Here is a 21,048-nt window from a genome sequence, read left to right as displayed (position 1 = left end):
CTCTATTTTTTAATAGTCAATAATGGAACCCAGCCTTGAAATGCCATTTGGCGGGTAACGCTCTTACCAAAAAGTCTTTCAAAGAATGTAAGATTATGTGTGAACATGGCCAGCATATCGGCTTTTGTATCGGCAATGTATTCTTCTATTCCTTCTGTAATATCGTCATTCATCAAAATGTGGAAAGTGATTTTAGGATAACTCATTTTCCTGATTATATCAGCAATGATTTTTTTTGTATCAACCTTCTTTTTTGATTTTGGTGAAAGAATGTGAGAAATATGAACAGTAGCATCAAACAACTTTGCCAACGGAACAAGCACCTTCATTTCAGCATTTAGGTTTGTCAAATCAGTAGCATAAACAATGTGTTTAAGGTTCTTAAACCTTGCAAACTCAGGTACAGTAATTACGGGAATATCGCTGTTGTTTATTACTGCCGTTGCATTGCTGCCCATCAGTACCTTTTTCAACCCGGTTGCACCTTTGGTTCCCATAATGATGAGTGAAATATCATTATGATGAGCAAAATTTCCAACTACGTCTTCAACAGGATATCCTTTTATAATTTTGTATGATACGTTTAGTTTTCCCTTATTCTCTGATTTAATTTCATTAATAAGCTGGATACAATCTTGTGTCGCATTATCAACCATCGCATCTTCTATGCTTTTAATTTTTACAGCAACAGCAGCACGAGGTGGGGCATCAATATAGACCACATGCAGAAGGACGAGTTCTGCACTAAGTTTTTTTGACATTTTAACGGCATATTGAACTGCCACTTTTGACAGTTTTGAAAAATCGGTCGGAATTAAAATTCTCATGGTATTTTAAGTTTTATACGATTATTTTGGTTTAACAATGGATTTTCTAATTGAAAGCAAAGGAATTTTTACATGGTAGGCAAGCTCTTCGGTTTTGCTGCTGATAAAAATTTTATCAAACCACCCCTTCTCTTCAGGGAACATGGCCAAAATTTCAGGTTTGCTTTTTTGAAGGTATTTTTTGATTTGTTCTAACACGGTTTCCTCAATGCTTGCTTTTTGTTCAACAAGTTTTATTTTTTTATAGCCCATTGATTTAATTTTTCTTTCAAGTAACTTCTTTTTCTCTGCATTATCACCCCAACCATAATCAAGATTTAGAATTTCTATTGTTGCATTTAGAGATTTAGCTATTGAAATGAGGTGTTTCAATTCATTTACCGCATTTTTAAGATCAGAAGCATAAACAATGGTTTTTATTTTCCTGAAACGGTAACGTTGCGGAATGGCAAGCACCGGGATATTAGATTTAGAAATTACAGCGGAAGTTTTTCCTCCAAATAGCATTCCTGTTAAACCACTTGCGCCATGTGTTCCCATAATAATCAGGCTGGATTTGTTTTTTTGAGCTGCTTCCATGATTTCATCTGTTGGATCGCCCACTTCAACCAACTCGGCACAAGATGCTTTTACATATTTGTTGCATAAAGCTTTTAGCTTCTTTTTACTTTCCTTTTTTGCTGTCGCAGTTTCTTCTGCAATTATTCCGGGTATAATATTATACTTCCCTACTATGGGTTTATAAACATTCAGTAATACTAATTTATTTTTTGCAGCTTGTGCAAATGCGTTGGCATATTTTAATGCGTTGTTCGCATTTGTAGAAAAATCAGTTGGTACAAGTATTGCTTTCATCGGTGCTTTTTTAAAGATTATTATTCCAATTCCTGGCGATCCATTGAACTAATTATATTTTCTTCAGCAGTGGCCACTTTTTCACTCGCTCTTTGATTTTGCTCTGCAAGTGTCCAATTGTCGGTTATGGTGGTTTGAAGCCATACATTCCCCGATTTGCGAAAAACCTGAACTGACAAACCGAAGGTTTTTGTAAATGCACTTTCAAGTTCTGAAACCTTCATCAGTCCGGTTATTTTAACTGTTCCGGATGTGTGTTTTTTCTGCACTTCACCAATAGTCAGTTCATTGTTCAGCGTATTTTTCTTTGACGAACCCTCCCCCTGAGAATGAGCTTGTTTGTAAAATTCAATTTTCAAAAAAGGGAATCGCTTTTGAAATTCCTTTTGTATTGTATTTATTTTCTTGCTTTTGTCTATGATTATTTCCATCGTTATTTTTGTTTTTTTATTTTAACACCATTAGTGGAACACTCAATTTATAAGAGATTTCTTTCGTTTGACTCGTATTAAATATTTTTTCGAAGAACCCTCTCTTATGTGTCAGCATCGTAAGTATATCAGGCTTGTTGTGTTTTACAAAATTTCCGATCGCATCAATCAGAATATTTTTCCCGCCATTAATCACATACAAGCTCATATTATGAAATTTGAAAAGGCGTGAAAGAGATTTCATAAACACTTCCGAATTGAATTTTTCATGTTTTTCAATCAACGATTCAGCACCAGCTGTAATATGAAATACTTCCAACGAAGTCTCCAGTTTTTTCGCTACAGGAATAATTTTTTTTAATTCTTTTTTCAGGTTATCCAAATCAGAGGAAGCGTACGCAATTGTTTTAATGCCATTGAACTTATACTTATGCGGAATGGCAAGAACCGGGCAATAGGATTCTTCAATTACGTTTGCCGTGTTACTTCCGACAAAAACTTTCCTAAAGCCGGTAGCTCCATGTGTACCGATGATTATTAAATCAATAAATTGTTCATCAATAACTTCGGAGATATTTTCTACAACGGAATTTCCGAATTTTACAAGAAATCGTGTATTATTCTCATCTCTTTTAATATTAAGCGAACGATAAATTTTTTCAATAAAACCAGTCAACATTTTCAACTTCGTTTGTTTATCGGATTTCACCGCATTTAAGTGTGCTGTATTCGAACTCCTGGTAGGGATGAGCAGAAAGGTGGAATGAAAAAACAGCAACTTCCTTCCGGTTTTTTCAGCAAAATGGATGGCATATTTTACTGCATCGGCAGAGCACTCAGAAAAATCGGTGGGGACAAGTATTGTTCTCATGTTGTTATGTGGATATATGAAAAAAATAATTTAATATATGGTCTGCTGAAATCAGGTTCCACTCTTCAGGAAGATAAAGAAGAATACTTAATAACATCAATCTCGGGAACAGGAGTTGCATATCCCACATTGGCTTAATCAAACTGAACGCCCCAACTACAAGAATAAGATCAAGCCCAAGCAGATATAATGCATACTTGGTGAATAGCCCGACTATGAGTAAGGCTCCACATAAAAACTCAATGTATGAAGTATAATAAGTCGAAAGTTTCAGAACCAGGTCGGGTACATTAATGCTCCCTAATTCGCTTCTAAAGAATGTTATTACACCGGGAATTTTAACCTTAAATACTTTATCATATCCCTGGAAGAAGAAAAGCAGCCCAAGTATTACACGAAGGGTAAATACTAAAACATTTTCGTCATTGATTTCAATCATCTTGGGAAATTACTATTAGATTTTTGTTAAAATTTAGCACTTTACAATACTTCAATTTCTTCTTTAAGTTTATCTACCATCTCCTGCTCCAGCTTATTTGTTTTTTTATAGGCATGGGCAACTTTTTCCACAGCTTTTATAATTGAATTTTTCAATTGTTCGTTAATTAGCGGAGCATTGCTTTTCAGATATTGCACAAAAGACATAAATACTTCCGATGCAGGTATATGTTTATCAGCCATGTCATCAAACTCAAACTGAGTATAAAATGCCTGATTCATACCCGATGAATCTGAGGTAAGCTCAAAAGGAGTAAGCTCCTTTAATACAAATTCGCGCAATGCTTCAACTTCTTTTCTGCGGACTTTACCATCTGAACTGGCTATTGCATACAATAGATGACCAAATTCTTTATAGAATTGTTTGTGATTCAATCCTTTGCTTTTTACGTTTGAGTTTGTGTTTATTTTTTTGCTTTTTACAAATAAACTCCTATACCAGTTACTAACAAGTGATCTATGTCAAAGGAAGATATGAGATAGATCAGTTTTTATGTTTGACCTTAATTACATTTTTATTTTGAATAAGAAGGATTACTGAACACATTCTTAACGTCATTTATGCTGTCTGTTCCATTCAGCCCAAGCTCGGTAAGCCTTTCAAACATTTCCTCTTCAGACCAATGGTCTTTCTCATACGTTGACATCACATAGTGAATGCGCTCAATCAGATCTTTGCTGCCATATTTTAGGATGACTGCTTTTCTCATCATTTCTTTTTCGTGCGTTTTGATTTCGCCTTCTATACGGTCGTTAAATTCTGTCATGATATTTTTTTATTTAAAGATTATATTTTTTAGATTTCTTTTGTATTATTTCATTAGCTATAAATATTATAACCAGGTAACCTCAAGCAAGTGCCGATGCCCCTAAAATGCAACAAAAATATTACCGCTTTTAGCCGATTTCTATGATATTCGTCAAAAGGGCTTTTTAGGTAGTCAGGAAAGAAGAAAGGAGGTAATATTTTCATAATAGTCATAAAAAGATTTTAAAAATGTGGGTAGCAGCTCTGTTCTTTTTTCAGTTTAACACTGATTTTTTCATACCGGGCTGTTTACCCATCTTTTATTTTCTGTTCAATATGGATGATGTTAAAGAATTTGAAACCACAACATCTCTTTATTTTATATCAGAGAATTTTTTTAAAGCATCTTCCAGCGTACACTTAAACTGGATTTCTAATTCCCTAACATTCACGAATGGAAATTCTGCAAGCCATAGAACAGCAAGAGAAACGCCGAAACATCGCACACAACGTAAAGACCCGTTGGTCGGGACATTCGTCTCGACCTGTAATACTAAAAGATAAAACTCAGGAAAGCAACACCTCATACGGCAAGCCGAGTCCTTTATGAAGCGCTTTTATAACCCGGGTAGATAAGCCGCGTTTTTTGTTGAGAAATTCCGATACTATGCCCTTGCTTCCAAAGTAAGAATAATGAAATCTATATAATATTTTTCTTCTTTGCATTTTCTCTTATGTGCTGCCAAACCTGTTGTCTTACATTCTTTGTCGAAAGAAAGGGTGTCCTGTTTTTGGTGCTCCACACAAAATGAATATAGACTTTTACAAAAGGCATATACTGATTTTTTTAACTGACATAATATTTCTATTAATCTTTTCTCAAAAGTCAAAACTAACAATTTTTAAAGGTATTATTGATCGGGCTTAAGCCTGAAACTCAATCATAATAAATTTAACGCATAAGATTAAGAAACTGTTTAAAATTTATCTATTTGAAATGTTATATGTTTCTACCAAGATTCCATCCCTACAGGATTTTAATAGCTCCGTTAGGAGCGAAATCTTGGTAGAAAATTAAAACCCAATGATTCGAAGCCCCATCGGGGCGACATAACATTTATTTTATATGAAATTTAAACAGTCTCTAAGAAAATCATCTATGATCTCGGTATTAATCATAATTCATTGAACGGCATTGAATTGCGATATTTGGTATATTTGTATCAATGAAGAAGTTTCTCATCATAGCATTATTATCTGTTTATTTTGTTTCGATTACCGAGCTCAATCAGTTAACAAAATTGCCTATACTGGTACAGCATTTTGCAGAGCACAAGGGAAAAGATAATGATATCTCATTTTGGCAGTTTTTGGCGATGCATTACGCACAAAGCGACAATCATGATGGGGACAGAGAGAAGGACATGAAATTACCTTTCAAATCGCACGAGAGTTGTGTTAACGCAAGTACACTGGCATTTATACCTTCAGGTTTCGAGAATCCCTCTACAAAATTGATATACACTCCCAACAAAGCCTGGTCAATTTATATTGAACAATTTTTATCCACCGCGTATCTTTCCTCCATTTGGCAGCCGCCAAAATCTGCGTAATTTCAATTTTGATTTTCGGACTTCTCCGATATATATTGTATTTGGGTTTTCCTGATTCACATTACCGGGTAAAAATTAATTCAGAATGTTAAATAAGATCATCCGATTTTCTATTCAAAACAAACTCATTGTCGGGCTTTTTGTAATTGCGCTTGTTGTGTTTGGCGTTTATGAAGCCACAAAGCTGCCTATTGATGCTGTGCCGGACATTACGGATAACCAGGTGCAGGTAATAACAGTAGTTCCTTCATTTGGCGCTACTGATATTGAACGACTCATTACTTTTCCGATAGAACAGGCAAACAATAATATTTCAGGTCTAAAAGAGATCAGGAGTTTTTCCCGCTTTGGCTTGTCGTTGGTGACTATTGTTTTTGAGGATGCAACCGATATTTATTGGGCACGGCAGCAGGTTGCCGAGCGTTTGCAAAAAGTGCAGACACAAATTCCGCCCGGAATAGGAACGCCCGAACTCGGGCCGGTGTCAACAGGGCTTGGTGAGATCTATCAATATGTTGTACGGGCAAAAGATGGTTATGAAAACAAATACAATGAAACCGAGTTAAGGACTATTCAGGATTGGATCATTCGCCGGCAATTGTTGGGAGTTAAAGGAGTAGCCGAAGTAAATAGTTTCGGAGGCAAGCTAAAGCAATATGAGATCGCTGTTGACCCTAATAAGCTGCAGTCGTATAATATAACTATCAATGATATTTTTTCGGCGTTGGAAAAAAATAATCAGAATACAGGCGGTGCATATATTGAAAAAGGACCGACAGTTTTATTTATCAGAAGTGAAGGGTTGATCGGAAATATGGAGGATATTAAAAACATATCGATCAAAGCGACTTCAAATGGCACACCATTATTTATAAGGGATGTAGCCGATGTGCAGATCGGTTATGCCACACGTTACGGAGCAATGTGCTATAACGATGAAGGGGAGGTGGCCGGCGCTATTGTAATGATGTTAAAGGGCGCAAACAGCAGTGAAGTAATTAAAAATGTAAAGGAACGTATTTCTCAAATTCAAAAAACGTTGCCTGAAGGAGTTTTGCTTGAGCCTTTTTTGGACAGGACCAAAATGGTAAACAATGCTATTGGCACTGTCGAGAAAAATTTGATGGAAGGGGCGTTAATTGTGGTATTTGTTCTGGTGTTGTTTCTTGGAAATTTCAGGGCGGGATTACTGGTTGCATCAGTGATTCCTTTATCCATGTTATTCGCGGTTATTTTAATGAATGTATTTGGTGTGAGCGGAAACCTGATGAGCCTGGGAGCGCTCGATTTTGGTTTGATCGTGGATGGAGCCGTGATTATTGTGGAGGCTGTTATGCACCAGGTTGCACACAAATTTAAATTCAGAAGTGAAGATCAATTGAATCAAACGGAAATGGATGCGGAGGTCAATCATTCCGCGGGTAAAATGATGAACAGCGCTGTGTTCGGCCAGGTGATCATACTTGTAGTTTACTTACCTATTTTCGCTTTGCAGGGAATAGAGGGTAAAATGTTCAGGCCAATGGCGCAAACGGTAGCTTTTGCGTTGCTCGGAGCATTTACGCTTTCGCTTACTTATATTCCGATGATGAGTGCGTTGTTTTTAAGTAAAAAGACAAAGCACAAACCTAATGTATCGGATAGATTAATGAGTAGTATTGAACGCATTTATCAAAAAGCTTTGAGTAAAGTGTTGCGTCGCCCTGTTGTTGTTTTAACTACAGTAATTACGCTATTCATTTCGGCTGTAATTACGCTTACTTTTTTAGGCGGTGAGTTTATTCCTGCTTTGGAAGAAGGCGACTTTGCGGTTGATACCAGGGTACTTACCGGAAGTAATTTGAAAACCACCATTGAAAATACACAGAAAGCCGCTCATATATTAAAAACACGCTTCCCGGAAGTGGAAAAAGTGGTTACCAAGATCGGGAGCGGTGAAGTGCCAACAGACCCAATGCCCATGGAAGCAAGCGATATGATGGTAATATTGAAAGACAAAAGTGAATGGAAGTCGGCTAAAACATTCAATGAATTGGCTGAGAAGATGGGTGGCGCGTTGGAAGATATCCCGGGAATTACTGCGAGTTTTCAATTTCCGGTACAAATGCGGTTTAATGAATTAATGACCGGAGCACGGCAGGATGTGGTTTGTAAGATTTTCGGAGAGAACCTGGACACACTTGCATTGTATGCACAAAAATTAGGTGGTCTGATCAATACTGTTGAAGGAGCGAAAAACCTGTATGTTGAATCTGTAACGGGAATGCCCCAGGTGATAGTTGAATATAACAGGGCTGCGATCGCACAATATCATTTGACAATTGCCGATGTGAACAGGGTAATAAATACAGCTTTCGCCGGACAAAGTACAGGCCTTTTGTTTGACGGAGAAAAGCGTTTTGACATTGTGGTGCGATTGAATACGGACAGGAGGAAAGACCTGGAAGATGTGAGGAACCTTTTAATACCTGCGCCAAATGGCGTTCAAATTCCTTTATATCAATTGGCAAAAACAGAGATCCGGAATGGTCCTAACCAGATACAGCGTGAAGATGCAAAGCGCCGCATCATAATCGGTTTTAATGTAAGAGGGCGTGATGTACAAAGTATTGTAACCGAATTGCAGCAAAAGGTTGACCGGCAGATCAGGTTCCCTTCCGGGTATTATCTGACGTATGGCGGGGCTTTTGAAAATCTTAATGCCGCCCGACAGCGATTGCTGATCGCTGTTCCGGTTTCACTTGTTCTTATTTTCCTGCTTTTGTTTTTCGCTTTCAATTCTGTTAAACAGGGTTTGTTGATCTATTCCGCAATACCACTGTCAGCTATCGGTGGTGTTTTCTTCCTCGCATTGAGAGGCCTTCCATTTAGTATCAGTGCAGGTGTAGGGTTTATAGCTTTGTTTGGCGTTGCTGTGTTAAATGGAATTGTGTTGATCGCCGAATTTAACCGGTTAAAATCGGAAGGCTATGTTAACCTGCGCCGCATTGTTTTAACTGGAACAAAGGTTCGTTTACGGCCTGTGTTGATGACTGCGTTGGTGGCATCTTTGGGTTTTCTACCTATGGCCATAAGCAATGGCGCGGGCGCGGAGGTTCAGCGCCCTTTGGCTACAGTAGTTATTGGCGGACTGGTGCTCGCCACCTTTTTAACTCTTTTTGTTTTACCCGTTTTATATATTTTGTTTGAAAAGGGATTTAAAATAAAAGCAAAGCCGGGTGCAGCTGTTGTTTCATTGCTGTTAATTTGCTTGCCTGGATATACGTCTTTAGCTCAGACCCCGATCAATCTGAAGTCGGCAATAGATACTGCGCTTAAAAACAATCTGAATGTGAAAAATGAAAGGCTGCGGTCAGAATACCAGCAAAAGCTGATCAAATCGGCTGCTGCAATTCCGCAGACGAATGTAATCGGCGAATACGGCCAGCTGAACAGTTCTTACAATGATAACAGGTTGGGTGTTTCACAATCATTTAACTTTCCTGCGGTTTATATCAATCAAAAAAATCTGTTAACTGAAGATTGGAATACAGCTGTGTTGAATATTTCTCTTAAAGAGGAAGATACAAGAAGATCGGTGCGCAGGATTTTCTATACATTTCTTTATTTGAAAGAAAAGGAAAAGTTGCTTTTGAAAAATGACAGCATTTATAGTGTATTCCTTGAAAAGGCGAATTTGCGTTTTTCAAAAGGAGAAAGCAATATACTTGAAAAGGCAACGGCGGAAACCCAGCGTGGAGCTATCGCTGTACAGCTTAAGCAGCTACGTCACGACCTGGAAATAGTTCAGCTTCAATTCACGTTGTTGCTGAATACTACTGTCCGCCTTGTGCCGACGGAACCCGATGTTAAGTTAAATATGGTTGTAAGTCTGGATAGCACCCTGGTTATGCAGCATCCCTTTCTCAAAATAATTGAACAGCAGAAGAAAGTATCATTGATAAATCAGAAGCTGGAAAGGTCGAAATTTTTACCCGACTTAAATGTTGGATATTATAACATGAGTATGAAAGGCACAGGAGCGGATAATGTAATTTACAATTCTTCTTCACGATTCCAGGCCATGCAGGTTGGTGTTGGTATTCCCCTGTTTTTTGGCGCGCAAAGGGCGAGGCTTAATGCTTCAAAGATCAGCAGGAGCATAGCTGACAATACTTATTTGCAGGAGTTAAATGCCTTGCAGGCTCAATACAGGTCGGCCGTTGATCAATACCGGACAAATTTAACGGCGGTAAATTATTATGAAACAACCGGTCTTAAAAATTCGACTTTAATTTTTGATACAGCGAATAAACAATTTGCAAATGGAGAGATAAATTACCTGGAGTGGGTAATGTTAACTAACCAGGCTATCAGTATACGGTCAGGTTACCTCGATGCGGTTAATAGTCTCAATGAATCTATAATTCAGATCAATTATTTAACGACAAAATAATATTAAAATGAAGCACATATTAATGATTATCACCGGTCTTCTTGTATTATCCTCTTGCGGAGGGGAAAAAGATCCTGGAACCGGATCAAATGCCGCAGTAGATGAGCGGGTTGTTGTGCTTACCGAAGCGCAGCATAAAAGTGCGGGGATCGAAGTGGGTAAATTGGAGCGACGGAGCCTTTCAACAATATTGAAGCTTAACGGAAAGATAGATGTTCCCCCGCAAAATATGGTTTCTGTGAGCACCCCATTCGGAGGCTTCCTGAGATCAACTCAATTGTTGCCCGGGATGCATATTAAAAGGGGTGAGGTTATTGCTACAATGGAAGATCAGCAATACATTCAGTTACAGCAGGAATATTTAACGGCCAGGTCAAAACTGACGTTTACTGAAAATGAATACCACCGCCAAAAGGAGTTGAACCTGAGTAAAGCAAGCAGCGATAAAGTTTTTCAACAAGCTGAAATGGATTATACAAGTCGTAAAATTGAAGTAAGCGCTTTGGCAGAAAAGCTAAGACTCATAAATATTAATCCTGAATCACTCAATGAGTCCAATTTATCGCGCAGCATAAATGTATATTCCACCATTGATGGTTATGTATCTAAAGTAAATGTGAATATTGGTAAATATGTCAATCCATCCGACATACTTTTTGAGCTTATAAATCCGTTGGACATACATTTGAATTTAAAAGTGTTTGAGAAAGATCTCGATAAACTTTCGATTGGACAAAAACTTTTGGCCTTTAACAACAATCAACCCGAAAAAAAATATCATTGCGAAATAATCCTGATCAGCCAGGATCTTTCGGCAGACAGAAGCGCTGAAGTGCATTGCCATTTTGAAAATTACGATAAAACCCTGTTCCCGGGTATGTATATGAACGCGGAACTTGAGCTTAAAAGCAGTAATGTGGCTTCAATAAATGACGACGCTATTGTTAGTCATGAAGGAAAGGATTTTGTTTTTGTTGCTAAGGGGAACAATACATTTGAATTGCTTGAAATAAAAAGGGGGGCTTCAGAGAATAGTTTTGTAGAGATAATTTCTGTTGACGGAAAAGACCTATCCGGTATTCAGTTTGTTGCAAAAGGCGCCTATTCATTACTTATGGAGTTGAAAAACAAATCGGAGGAGTAAGATTTGTTTCATCTGTATATATTTTTGTAAATTATTAATTGTCAGATGGCTTTCACACCTACCGGCTCAAACTGCCACCGGCAGTTTGCCCTGCCATATTCATTTCGGTTGGTATGCCAAAAGGTTTATGGCTATTTCATGTGATCAGGTTTTCCAAATACAATGTTTAACTCTTAAACCTATCCTCCAGTTTCTTGAAAATATAAAAAACAGCCGGGCAAACCTGTGCGTTCTTCGCAGTCAGGTCAAGTAACTGGTAAACCTTCTTACGATCCGTATGTGGATATTCCCGGCAAGCAGTTGGCCGCGCATCATATACAGAGCAATAGTTGTCTTCGCCCAAAAATGCGCAGGGTGTACTATTTAAAACATAATCATTGTCCTCATCAATGTGTAAATACTTTTCAATTACATCAGAAGGACGGAGGCGAAGGTGTTTGGCCAAACGTTCAATATCCTTTTGGTAAAAAATGGGGCTGGTTGTTTTGCAGCAGTTGGCACAGGTAAGACAGTTAATTTGTTCAAAGGCTTCATCGTGCAATTCATGGAACGTATCATCCAGGTCATTCGGACGCATCCTTTTGATCCTGGTAAAAAGGGTTTTTATCGCGCTTTGCGCACGTTTTGCTTCACTTTTAAATTTTTCTAAGTCCACTTGGGTATCGTTTTTTACTCTCTCCCCTGCGGGGAGAGTAGGAGAGGGGCCACCTCCTGAAATATCAATGTTTCCCACACGGCGTATTCTTTTGCCGATGGATGTAATCCATCCGCAGCCACATGATCGGATTTGTTTTTCATTTGCTGAGTGGTGGGGAAAATATCAACCACTTTTAATCCACGTTTGTTTGCCTCACTTGTAATAATAGTATTAAACTCTTTAATACCTTCAGTAATATCTCTCCCATGTCCGTATTTGCCGCCATTGAGAGTAGCGCTAAAGTCAGGGATTGTAATTAAAACCAGGTTCCTTTTGTTTGGCAATTTTTCAAGTACCTTGTCAATAATATAATTAAGGTTAGAATGAAATTTTTCTATCTCCACTTTTTGTACCCAGTCGTTTACTCCTATTAACAGAGTTGCAAATGTCGGATTCGATGAATTAAAAACCGGCAATTCTTTATCAATAAGATCTTGTGTGGTCCAACCTGTAACGGAAGGGTTGGCGATCAGTTCGATTCTAACACCCGTTTCCTGCAAATGTTTGGTAAGCAAAACAGGCCATGCTTCATGTTTCTCAGCGCCCTCGCCAATTGTGTAGGAATCACCCAAAGCAACATAACGTATTTTATCACTGCTTGTCATTGTATTGTCGAACGGTTTAAATGAGGTACCACCCAAAAGTACTAAACATATTAGGCCGGATAAATAAGTTTTGTGAATTTTAGAAATAGGACGCTTTGATTTTTATTTTTTGCCGCTTGTCAACTAAGAACCAACAACTAACTACTCTCCTTTTCCCTCGTCCCTCGCCCTTCGTCTGCCTGCCGAAGCTCTTCAGCGTAGGCATGGCCCCTTCTCCCTTTTTTTCCTATTTTTGATCGATACTAAAGGTAAGCATTATGGAAAAATACGATCTCTGTATTATTGGCGGCGGGCCATCAGGCTATGCTGCTGCTATGCGTGCCATCGATTATCGTAAAAAGGTTTTGCTTATTGAGCAGGATAAGATCGGGGGAGCGGGCCTTTATAATGGAGCGCTTTCCTCCAAAGCAATGTGGGAATTCTCAAACAAGTTCGCGGCAGTGCGTTCCGACTTAAAAGCTCTTTCGAACGTGAACCTTGAAGTTGGTTATAACGACATGATCAAAGTGATGAATGAAGCTGTCTTTGATCGTAAATTTCAGTTGGCAGTACATCTCAAGCTTTTGCAAACCGAAACGGAAAGCAAGCTTTTTTATCATGAAAGAGGTGTAGGGAAATTAATGAATAAGAATGAAGTGAAAATCATAAAAGCGAATGAAGAAAAGACGATCTATACCGATAATATTATCATAGCAACAGGCAGCCGTCCGCGCAAATTGCCAACCATTCCTATTGATGAAAAGATAATTGTTACCAGCGATGGTGTCGCTTCATTTGCAGATGCTCCCGAGAGTATTGTAGTGCTTGGTGCCGGAGTTATTGGTTGCGAATTCGCGACAATTTTTTCAAACCTCGGTAAAACAAAAGTTTTTTTAATTGATAAAGCTGATCGTATTCTTCCTTTCGAGGATGAAGATGTGGCAGGTTTCGTGGCATCTAACCTCGAGAAGAACGGAGTAACTATTCACAAAAACTCGAGCCTCGTACGAATGGGAATTGTGGACGGAAAGGTCGAGTACGAATTATCATATAAGGATGGACATAAAGAGGTGCATCGCGTTGAGAAGGCGCTGATCTCAGTAGGTCGTGTTCCGAATACGGATAATATTGGCTTGCAGGAAGCAGGGGTTAAAGTTGACGAACGTGGTTTTGTGGCCCAGGAGGATACGCAGACAACTGTTCCAAATATATATGCTGTAGGTGATATATCGGCGAATATAGCCCTTGTGAACGTTGGGGAAATGGGCGGTCGTTACGCTGTTGAGCGGATCTATGCAAATAACAGGCGCAAACTTAATTTCGACAATTTATCATCCATCATGTTTTTAAATCCTGAAGTAGCTACAGTTGGGTTAAATGAGCAGCAGGCACTTGAAAAAAAGCTTAATTTCAGAGTAGTGAAAATTGACTATTCCTGCATTGCTCGAGCCATTGCCATGCGTAAAACACAGGGGTTTTTCAAAATACTTGTTTCAGATGATGATGACATGCGTATATTAGGAATGCGTGTGGTGGGTGAACATGCCTCAAGCGCCATCCAGGCTGTTGCGCTTCTTATATCAATGAATAAGGGAGTACGGGAATTGGCCGAAATGCTTCATCCTCACCCCTCAATAATAGAAGGAATACAAGAGGGGGTGCGTATGTTGCTTGGAAAATCGGTTTTTAAGTCGTCTGTTTTTAAGGATAAATTGAAATGTTATCGTTGTGTAGATGGTATTATTATACCAATGGAACGTCTTTAAAGGATAATAAATTTCATTTTGTCGTACTTTTTTAAGCATTAATCAGACAATCTCCGTAGTATGTACTAAGTTTTGTTGCAAAGTCAATTATTTACTACTTTCGTACACCTAAATTTCTTATTCCTGATGAAGATCGCCATTCCAAAAGAAACAAAATTCAAAGAAAACAGGGTTGCACTCTCCCCTGATGTTATTAAAGATTTCGTTAAAAAAGGTTTTGAGGTAGTTGTTGAAAACGGAGCGGGACTCAATTCTTTTTTCTCTGACGAGTCTTACAGTGCCGCCGGAGCTCAATTAACTTCGGATAAATCAAAACTTTATTCCGAAGCCGATGTGGTGCTTAAAGTGAATGCTCCTGCACCTGATGAAGTTGCTAAAATGAAAAAGGAAGCAGTTCTTATTTCATTTATGTTCGCAGCTACAAACCCTGAATTGGTTAGTGCGTGCGAAAAAGCGGGTATTTCGGCTTTCTCAATGGATGCCGTACCACGTATTTCAAGAGCTCAGAAAATGGACGCACTTAGTTCACAGGCTAACCTTGCAGGTTATAAAGCGGTGTTACTTGCTGCGGATACCATTGGAAAAATATTACCTATGATGACCACTGCCGCGGGAACAATCCGTCCCTCGAAAGTGGTGATCTTTGGTGCCGGTGTCGCCGGTCTTCAGGCTATTGCAACCGCAAAACGTTTGGGTGCTGTAGTGGAAGTAAGCGACATTCGTCCTGAAACAAAGGAACAGGTTCAATCTCTTGGCGGAAAATTCATTGAGATGAAAGGTGATGCCAGCATTAAAATTGAGGGTGGTTACGTGAAAGGTGTATCTGAAGAGTTCTTGAAAATGCAGCAGGAGTTGGTTGCAAAACACGTTAAAGAAGCTGATATCGTTATTACCACAGCGCTTATACCGGGAAAGAAAGCCCCATTGCTTGTTACCGAAGAGATGGTAAAAAGTATGCGTTTCGGTTCAGTGATAGTTGATATGGCTGTTGAACAAGGCGGAAATGTTGTAGGCAGCGAATTAAATAAAACAGTTCAGAAGTATGGCGTTACGATTTTGGGAGAAGGTAATATACCAAGCCTCCTGCCAATGAATGCCAGCGACCTGTATGCAAAGAATATTCAAACCTTATTTTATCACCTGGCTGATAAAGACAAGTTCAAGTGGGAGATGGAAGAAGATGTGACCAAAGGCTCACTCATTGTGTATAAAGGACAAGCTGTTCACCCAAGTGTTAAAAAAGCAGCAACAGTATAAGTAGTGTCATTTTGCCCGTTTTTACGGGAGAAGAATATAAACGCAAATTAATAAAACATGGAAAACCTTTTAAGTTTTATCAGCCAGCACGAAGAGATGATTTATTTTATCGTTCTGTCCATTTTCGTTGGCATTGAAGTTATCGGCGGTGTGCCAACTGTACTTCATACACCTTTAATGAGTGGTGCAAATGCAATTCATGGAGTGGTAATTGTAGGTGCTATTTATGTGATGCTTAATACCGCAGCCGATAATTACGTTGCTTTGGCATTGGGATTTCTTGCTGTGATACTCGGAACACTCAACGTTGTCGGAGGCTTTGTTGTTACCGATCGCATGCTTGAAATGTTTAAGAAAAAATAAATTTATAAGTAAACAATAACTCAATAAGTTATGTCTGGACACATTCTGGGAATTATATACCTCATTGGATCGGTAACATTTATCATCGGATTAAAGATGATGGGAAACGCAAAAACAGCCCGTAAGGGAAACCTTATTGGCGCCGCAGGTATGACTTTAGCCATCCTTGGTACAATTTTTCTTTTTGTTAAGAAAGATGAAACCGGCCAGGTGATTTCAGATTACCAGGTGCCAGGTATGATTTATGGACTTATTTTCCTGGCAATTCTTATCGGTACTGTTATTGGTTGGATGACGGCTAAAAAAGTACAAATGACCAAAATGCCCGAGTTGGTATCAATGTTCAATGGTATGGGTGGAGCTTGTGCGGCGTTAATATCGTTGATCGAGTTTAATCATTTGTCTCATTCAGGTGAAGCTGCAAGTCATGGAACATTACTTTCAATTATGGCAGGTTTGGTGATTGGAAGTGTTTCTTTTTCCGGTAGCGTTATTGCATTTTTAAAGCTGAATGGAACGATGGCAAAACCTATCCGCTTGCCAAGCTATAATATTATCAATACGATCATTATGTTGGCTGTGTTTGCCTTTGCGGGGTATTTGATCATGACAGGCGGCAACTTAATGCTTGTATACTTGTTATTTGCGGCTGCTCTGTTTTATGGGGTAATGTTTGTTATTCCTATTGGTGGTGCTGATATGCCTGTTGTTATTTCATTATTGAACTCATTTACAGGTTTGGCTGCAGCATTTGGTGGATTTTTGTATGATAATAAAGTAATGTTAACCGGAGGTATATTAGTTGGTTCGGCCGGCACCTTGCTTACGTTGGTAATGTGTAAAGCGATGAACCGTCCGTTGAGTAACGTTATTTTCGGTGCCTTTGGTGCAAGTAGCGATACAGCGGATACCGGTGGTGCAAAAGGTAATATCAAAGACATCACTGTTTCCGATCTTGCTATTTTAATGAACTACTCTAAAAGAGTTGTAATTGTTCCTGGTTATGGTTTAGCGGTAGCCCAGGCTCAGCATATTATTCACGAACTGGAAATGTTGCTGGAAGAACGTGGCGTTGAGGTAAAATACGCTATTCACCCTGTGGCGGGACGTATGCCCGGCCATATGAACGTTTTGTTGGCCGAGTCGAATGTTGATTACGGCAAGTTGGTTGAGATGGATGAAATAAATCCGGAACTTGAAAATACAGATGTTGTGCTCGTTGTTGGTGCAAACGATGTTGTAAATCCCGCTGCTAAAAGCAATCCAAGTTCACCGATCTATGGTATGCCGATATTGGAAGTTGATAAAGCAAAAAACATTATCGTTAACAAACGCAGTATGAATGCCGGTTATGCCGGTATCGAGAACGACCTGTTCTACGATCCGAAAACAAGCATGTTCTTTGGTGATGCCAAGAAAGCGCTGACCGAACTAGTTGCAGAAATTAAAACTTTGTAAATAGTTGTCTGTTGTTGGTTGTCAGTTGTTGGATGAGAAGTTTGGAATGAGGTACTTGCCCCCGACAACTAACAACTATCAACCAATAACTAATTTCCTTTGAAAGTATCCATCATCACTACTTGTAAGAATAGTGAATCCACCATAGAGGATACCATCAGATCTGTTTTATCTCAGGATCATCCGAATATGGAGTATATTATTATTGATGGCGGCTCAACCGATGGGACGCTTGATATAATAAGCAAGTATCGTAACAGAATAGCCACTATTATCTCCGAACCTGACGCAGGATTTTACCACGCTATTAATAAAGGCATAACCCTCGCAACAGGAGACATTATCGGAAATTTAAATTCAGATGACTTTTATCCTTCTCAAACTATTATCTCGCAGGTTGTGAGTGCTTTTTCAAACAATGCAGTAGAAGCCGTTTATGGCGATCTGCATTATGTTGATAAAAGCAATACGCAAAAAATAATCCGCAACTGGCGGGCCGGCCAATATAGTGAGGAGCTGTTTTTTAATGGCTGGATGCCGCCACACCCGACTTTTTTTGTAAAGAAAGAGGTATACAATAAGTATGGTGTATTTAATACTGAACTTAAATCAGCAGCGGATTACGAAATAATGCTGCGTTTTATTCATAGATACAAAATAAGCATTGCCTATTTGCCCCAGGTACTTGTTAAAATGCGGGTAGGAGGGAAAAGCAATATTACAATTCTGAATCGTATCAAAGCCAATCTGGAAGACAGGAAAGCATGGAAAATAAATGGTTTACGCCCAGGTTTCCTTACCCTTTTTCTTAAGCCATTGTTAAAGCTGAGTCAGTACTGGAAATAATTAGCTATTTATTTTTTAGTTTCCATCGATTATACTCTTCTACGATTTTTCCAATATCGTCATAGCTATAAATTTTATTTTTTATTTTTAAAGCTAATTCAGGATAGTCTTCAAAGTATATAGAAACTTTGTCTCTAAACTCCCCTTTATCGATTATTGCTGGGGTATTTCCCTTTACATACAAAGTATACTCTTTCGAGATATATGAGCCTGAGCTTAAGCCAGGAACAGAATTGGGATAGTCCTTCATTATTTCCCGATATAAAAGATAAAGGGGCCCCGAAATATCAGTTGCCCAAAAAAGGTAACTATTGCCAAAATACCCTAATTTTGATGCCAAGTTTTCCCTGGAATTTTTAGGTGGTTCGTTAAAAAAAAAGTACTCAATGTTTGATTCCAAAAATTCCTTGATATTATAGTTAGTATATGGTCTTTCTTCATTTTCTCCCTTCATTTTAAACATAACAGATGTCCAATCTCCAGTTATCCTTGTTTCTCCATATAATGTATCATTATTTAGTAGGATAATATATTCTGGTTTCCAAAACGATTGATCAATATGTATAAGACGTTGAGAATTACCATGAGTAGTGTCCTTCAATATCCCTCTCGCTAATATTTCAGCTTTGTTATTTGTGTCAAGAATATATCCCTTGAGTTCTCGAGTACTTAAATACTCATTTCTAATTTTTCCTTTCTTATAATTGTAATCGAAGAAAATGTTATTATCGTTAATTAATGTTATGCGACATACAATAGTGTCTCCGCTTAATTTGATAAGTTTATCTCTTAATTCTTGGGAATGGAGAGTTTCATAAGTAAATATGCTTATAAATAAAATCAATTGTCGGAACGACCTGGTCATTATTTAAAATAATTAATTTAATTAAAGAATTCTGCAGTTTTTATTGTAGGGAGATACCTTAACAAATAAATACCAGCAACTAATATACAAAACCCCGTAAATTCAGGCAATATCCTAAAATAGGGATTTCCTGTAATCTTGCTGGTCAATAAATTCCAATAAAATTTCTGTTTCACAAAGCTCCGATTGTTAATAACCGGAGTCCTTTTGTTGATACTGCTTGGATTTTTACTTTTTAGGCAATAGTTTTTAAATGCAACGTTATTTTGATGCACGATTTTGTTAATGAAGTGTTGATTACTATGCTGCTCGGGCGAGTTTTTGTTTTTCTTCGATTCGATTTGCAATGATCGAAGCGTTAGCAGTCATCATTCCAAAAAATATCCAGCACTTTTCTGTTTGCTCTGTCCTTGCTTTTATGCGATTGAGCAAGTAGTGATTTTTTTCATTGCCAAAACTTCCTTCTAATACTGTTGAACGGTATTTGTTGAGTATTGTTCGCATTTGATCAGCTTGTGCTGTGTATTGTTGTTGCTGCTTTCCTTTTGGAATAAAATTGGTTTGTATTTTTTGAGCGGTGGCATATTTTCTGTTTTTGTTTGTTGCGTAAATGGCATCTGCACTGTGGTGTGTGCATTTGCCAAACAATTTTCGCTGAAGATATATTCCGTTCTGGTAATGCGTGCTTTCATTAAACGCATCAAAACTCAGGTGTTCAATAAAACCAATCCCGCCAACCATTAGTTTGTTTACTTTGGCACCAAACTCAACTGGCTTTACTTCCTTACCTCTGATAATTGGGCGGATATAGGGTTTGCTCAAGGATACTATGCGATCTTCGATTGTCGCTCCTTTTTCTCCGTATGCCTTTTTATGTTGTTGAACATATACTTTTTTTATTGTCTCCAACATCTTGGTTTTACGGACAGATAGAGTGATAATGTATTTGTTGTTCAATAGGCCCCAACCTTCCATTAAACGGAATAAAAATTTCAATAGTTTTTTCCTTGTGCGCCTTTCTTGTCGCTTTGTCTTCTTGCGCTTTTTCTGATAATCTGTAAACAGAAGCAGGTGCTTTTTATAATTGCTTCGGCTTTTACGTAAGCCTAATTTTTCGCGTTGCAATTGAATAAAACCATACTGTTTCTATGCGGATATCTTCCATATGTGGCTTCCAATACCCGGCTAAAACCTTTTGAAGTTCTTCTATATCTAAATGATCTCCCAAATAGCTTCGCCAACTACTGGGTAAGTTTTTATCCTGGATACGTTCAAAGGGTTTTAGTGATAGGCCACAAAATTGTTGCATGCTCCAATCGGTGTTGATCCTATCAATGAGCATGGCATCACTCATACACAAGTAATGCTTCAAAAACATAAGGGCTATACCTCCTTTTATATCAAACCATGGTTTGCACCCCATTAAGCTTTGCTGGTGAGGGGTGGGAGGGATTTTTTTCGATATTTCGTCAAAAGGAATGGCTAAATAAAGTTTGCCTAAATCGGTTTGTAAAAAACTTTTATCTAGTAATTCTTTGTCAGAAAATAGTAAATTTGTGGTGCGATTCACGCCCCACTTTGCGCAAATTCTTTGCCATTGTGGGGCTTTTTTACATGCGACTTATCACCAAACCATTGTGAATAGTGATGTTGAGGTTTTCGTGATTACCCTATTTAACGTGAGCTATGGATTAAATTGACAACAAACGGTTGATAATAAAAAAGTTAAGATTAAAAAGATAAGGACTTGAGGTGAAAATTAGAGGAAAAAAATAAACCTCTACAACCCC

20 protein-coding genes and 1 pseudogene are annotated in these 21,048 nt (G+C 38.3%); 8 read left to right on the top strand and 13 right to left on the bottom strand.

The annotated features are described in order from the left end of the window. Positions 1 to 2: 2 nt before the first annotated feature. The 8 genes and pseudogenes from HYU69_13840 to HYU69_13805 all read right to left on the bottom strand — a co-directional run bounded on the left by HYU69_13840 (position 3) and on the right by HYU69_13805 (position 5,065). Entirely contained in the window at positions 3 to 827 is an 825-nt protein-coding gene (locus tag HYU69_13840) for a universal stress protein (GenBank protein ID MBI2271420.1), read from the bottom strand. A 21-nt stretch (positions 828 to 848) separates the two neighbouring features. Further along, positions 849 to 1,682: a universal stress protein gene (locus tag HYU69_13835; GenBank protein ID MBI2271419.1), complete on the bottom strand. Its 834-nt coding sequence runs from the start codon at positions 1,680 to 1,682 to the stop codon at positions 849 to 851. 20 nt (positions 1,683 to 1,702) lie between these two features. Further along, positions 1,703 to 2,113 carry a hypothetical protein gene (locus HYU69_13830; GenBank protein MBI2271418.1) on the bottom strand — a complete coding sequence of 137 codons (411 nt, stop codon included), beginning with the start codon at positions 2,111 to 2,113 and terminating at the stop codon, positions 1,703 to 1,705. A 16-nt stretch (positions 2,114 to 2,129) separates the two neighbouring features. Then, a complete protein-coding gene (locus HYU69_13825) occupies positions 2,130 to 2,984 on the bottom strand; it encodes a universal stress protein (protein MBI2271417.1) in 855 nt (284 codons plus the stop codon). Positions 2,985 to 2,988: 4 nt separating this feature from the next. Next, positions 2,989 to 3,423: a DoxX family protein gene (locus tag HYU69_13820; GenBank protein ID MBI2271416.1), complete on the bottom strand. Its 435-nt coding sequence runs from the start codon at positions 3,421 to 3,423 to the stop codon at positions 2,989 to 2,991. A gap of 41 nt (positions 3,424 to 3,464) precedes the next feature. Beyond that, on the bottom strand, positions 3,465 to 3,857 hold the full coding sequence (locus tag HYU69_13815; GenBank protein MBI2271415.1) for a hypothetical protein: 393 nt from the start codon (positions 3,855 to 3,857) through the stop codon (positions 3,465 to 3,467). 140 nt (positions 3,858 to 3,997) lie between these two features. Next, positions 3,998 to 4,249, bottom strand: a complete 252-nt coding sequence (locus HYU69_13810) for a hypothetical protein (GenBank protein ID MBI2271414.1) — start codon at positions 4,247 to 4,249, stop codon at positions 3,998 to 4,000. Between the two features lie 687 nt (positions 4,250 to 4,936). Beyond that, a pseudogene (locus HYU69_13805) lies at positions 4,937 to 5,065 on the bottom strand (transposase). 391 nt (positions 5,066 to 5,456) lie between these two features. Here HYU69_13805 and HYU69_13800 point away from each other — a divergent pair. The 3 genes from HYU69_13800 to HYU69_13790 all read left to right on the top strand — a co-directional run bounded on the left by HYU69_13800 (position 5,457) and on the right by HYU69_13790 (position 11,422). Further along, positions 5,457 to 5,843, top strand: coding sequence for a hypothetical protein (locus HYU69_13800; GenBank protein MBI2271413.1), 387 nt, complete (start codon positions 5,457 to 5,459; stop codon positions 5,841 to 5,843). Positions 5,844 to 5,928: 85 nt separating this feature from the next. Further along, entirely contained in the window at positions 5,929 to 10,278 is a 4,350-nt protein-coding gene (locus HYU69_13795; protein MBI2271412.1) for a CusA/CzcA family heavy metal efflux RND transporter, read from the top strand. A 7-nt stretch (positions 10,279 to 10,285) separates the two neighbouring features. After that, a complete protein-coding gene (locus HYU69_13790; GenBank protein MBI2271411.1) occupies positions 10,286 to 11,422 on the top strand; it encodes an efflux RND transporter periplasmic adaptor subunit in 1,137 nt (378 codons plus the stop codon). Between the two features lie 166 nt (positions 11,423 to 11,588). Here HYU69_13790 and HYU69_13785 read toward each other — a convergent pair whose 3' ends face one another. Beyond that, complete coding sequence (locus tag HYU69_13785; protein ID MBI2271410.1) at positions 11,589 to 11,999, bottom strand: YkgJ family cysteine cluster protein; 411 nt, start codon at positions 11,997 to 11,999, stop codon at positions 11,589 to 11,591. Positions 12,000 to 12,091: 92 nt separating this feature from the next. Beyond that, positions 12,092 to 12,724 (bottom strand): SGNH/GDSL hydrolase family protein, encoded by a 633-nt coding sequence (locus HYU69_13780; GenBank protein MBI2271409.1) that lies wholly within the window; start codon positions 12,722 to 12,724, stop codon positions 12,092 to 12,094. Positions 12,725 to 12,981: 257 nt separating this feature from the next. Here HYU69_13780 and HYU69_13775 point away from each other — a divergent pair, with 257 nt between their 5' ends. The 5 genes from HYU69_13775 (at position 12,982) to HYU69_13755 (ending at position 18,393) form a co-directional block, all read left to right on the top strand. After that, positions 12,982 to 14,469 (top strand): NAD(P)/FAD-dependent oxidoreductase, encoded by a 1,488-nt coding sequence (locus tag HYU69_13775; protein ID MBI2271408.1) that lies wholly within the window; start codon positions 12,982 to 12,984, stop codon positions 14,467 to 14,469. A gap of 126 nt (positions 14,470 to 14,595) precedes the next feature. Continuing rightward, complete coding sequence (locus HYU69_13770; protein MBI2271407.1) at positions 14,596 to 15,726, top strand: Re/Si-specific NAD(P)(+) transhydrogenase subunit alpha; 1,131 nt, start codon at positions 14,596 to 14,598, stop codon at positions 15,724 to 15,726. A 57-nt stretch (positions 15,727 to 15,783) separates the two neighbouring features. Next, positions 15,784 to 16,089: an NAD(P) transhydrogenase subunit alpha gene (locus HYU69_13765; protein MBI2271406.1), complete on the top strand. Its 306-nt coding sequence runs from the start codon at positions 15,784 to 15,786 to the stop codon at positions 16,087 to 16,089. 30 nt (positions 16,090 to 16,119) lie between these two features. Further along, positions 16,120 to 17,547 (top strand): NAD(P)(+) transhydrogenase (Re/Si-specific) subunit beta, encoded by a 1,428-nt coding sequence (locus tag HYU69_13760; protein ID MBI2271405.1) that lies wholly within the window; start codon positions 16,120 to 16,122, stop codon positions 17,545 to 17,547. Positions 17,548 to 17,646: 99 nt separating this feature from the next. Continuing rightward, entirely contained in the window at positions 17,647 to 18,393 is a 747-nt protein-coding gene (locus HYU69_13755; GenBank protein ID MBI2271404.1) for a glycosyltransferase, read from the top strand. Positions 18,394 to 18,397: 4 nt separating this feature from the next. Here HYU69_13755 and HYU69_13750 read toward each other — a convergent pair whose 3' ends face one another. The 3 genes from HYU69_13750 to HYU69_13740 all read right to left on the bottom strand — a co-directional run bounded on the left by HYU69_13750 (position 18,398) and on the right by HYU69_13740 (position 20,828). After that, entirely contained in the window at positions 18,398 to 19,258 is an 861-nt protein-coding gene (locus tag HYU69_13750) for a hypothetical protein (GenBank protein MBI2271403.1), read from the bottom strand. Positions 19,259 to 19,558: 300 nt separating this feature from the next. After that, entirely contained in the window at positions 19,559 to 20,170 is a 612-nt protein-coding gene (locus HYU69_13745) for a transposase (protein MBI2271402.1), read from the bottom strand. Between the two features lie 184 nt (positions 20,171 to 20,354). Continuing rightward, complete coding sequence (locus tag HYU69_13740; protein ID MBI2271401.1) at positions 20,355 to 20,828, bottom strand: transposase; 474 nt, start codon at positions 20,826 to 20,828, stop codon at positions 20,355 to 20,357. Positions 20,829 to 21,048: the final 220 nt, after the last annotated feature.

It is taken from the genome of Bacteroidota bacterium (genome assembly GCA_016183775.1).
Lineage (GTDB): Bacteria > Bacteroidota > Bacteroidia > JABDFU01 > JABDFU01 > JABDFU01.
This window is presented reverse-complemented; position numbering and strand designations above follow the sequence as displayed.

Bases quoted from the DNA above. Each gene is read 5' to 3' on its own strand.
- HYU69_13840 (MBI2271420.1), bottom strand. From the start codon at position 827: ATGAGAATTTTAATTCCGACCGATTTTTCAAAACTGTCAAAAGTGGCA.
- HYU69_13835 (MBI2271419.1), bottom strand. From the start codon at position 1,682: ATGAAAGCAATACTTGTACCAACTGATTTTTCTACAAATGCGAACAAC.
- HYU69_13830 (MBI2271418.1), bottom strand. From the start codon at position 2,113: ATGGAAATAATCATAGACAAAAGCAAGAAAATAAATACAATACAAAAG.
- HYU69_13825 (MBI2271417.1), bottom strand. From the start codon at position 2,984: ATGAGAACAATACTTGTCCCCACCGATTTTTCTGAGTGCTCTGCCGAT.
- HYU69_13820 (MBI2271416.1), bottom strand. From the start codon at position 3,423: ATGATTGAAATCAATGACGAAAATGTTTTAGTATTTACCCTTCGTGTA.
- HYU69_13810 (MBI2271414.1), bottom strand. From the start codon at position 4,249: ATGACAGAATTTAACGACCGTATAGAAGGCGAAATCAAAACGCACGAA.
- HYU69_13800 (MBI2271413.1), top strand. From the start codon at position 5,457: ATGAAGAAGTTTCTCATCATAGCATTATTATCTGTTTATTTTGTTTCG.
- HYU69_13795 (MBI2271412.1), top strand. From the start codon at position 5,929: ATGTTAAATAAGATCATCCGATTTTCTATTCAAAACAAACTCATTGTC.
- HYU69_13790 (MBI2271411.1), top strand. From the start codon at position 10,286: ATGAAGCACATATTAATGATTATCACCGGTCTTCTTGTATTATCCTCT.
- HYU69_13785 (MBI2271410.1), bottom strand. From the start codon at position 11,999: ATGCGTCCGAATGACCTGGATGATACGTTCCATGAATTGCACGATGAA.
- HYU69_13780 (MBI2271409.1), bottom strand. From the start codon at position 12,724: ATGACAAGCAGTGATAAAATACGTTATGTTGCTTTGGGTGATTCCTAC.
- HYU69_13775 (MBI2271408.1), top strand. From the start codon at position 12,982: ATGGAAAAATACGATCTCTGTATTATTGGCGGCGGGCCATCAGGCTAT.
- HYU69_13770 (MBI2271407.1), top strand. From the start codon at position 14,596: ATGAAGATCGCCATTCCAAAAGAAACAAAATTCAAAGAAAACAGGGTT.
- HYU69_13765 (MBI2271406.1), top strand. From the start codon at position 15,784: ATGGAAAACCTTTTAAGTTTTATCAGCCAGCACGAAGAGATGATTTAT.
- HYU69_13760 (MBI2271405.1), top strand. From the start codon at position 16,120: ATGTCTGGACACATTCTGGGAATTATATACCTCATTGGATCGGTAACA.
- HYU69_13750 (MBI2271403.1), bottom strand. From the start codon at position 19,258: ATGACCAGGTCGTTCCGACAATTGATTTTATTTATAAGCATATTTACT.
- HYU69_13745 (MBI2271402.1), bottom strand. From the start codon at position 20,170: ATGTTGGAGACAATAAAAAAAGTATATGTTCAACAACATAAAAAGGCA.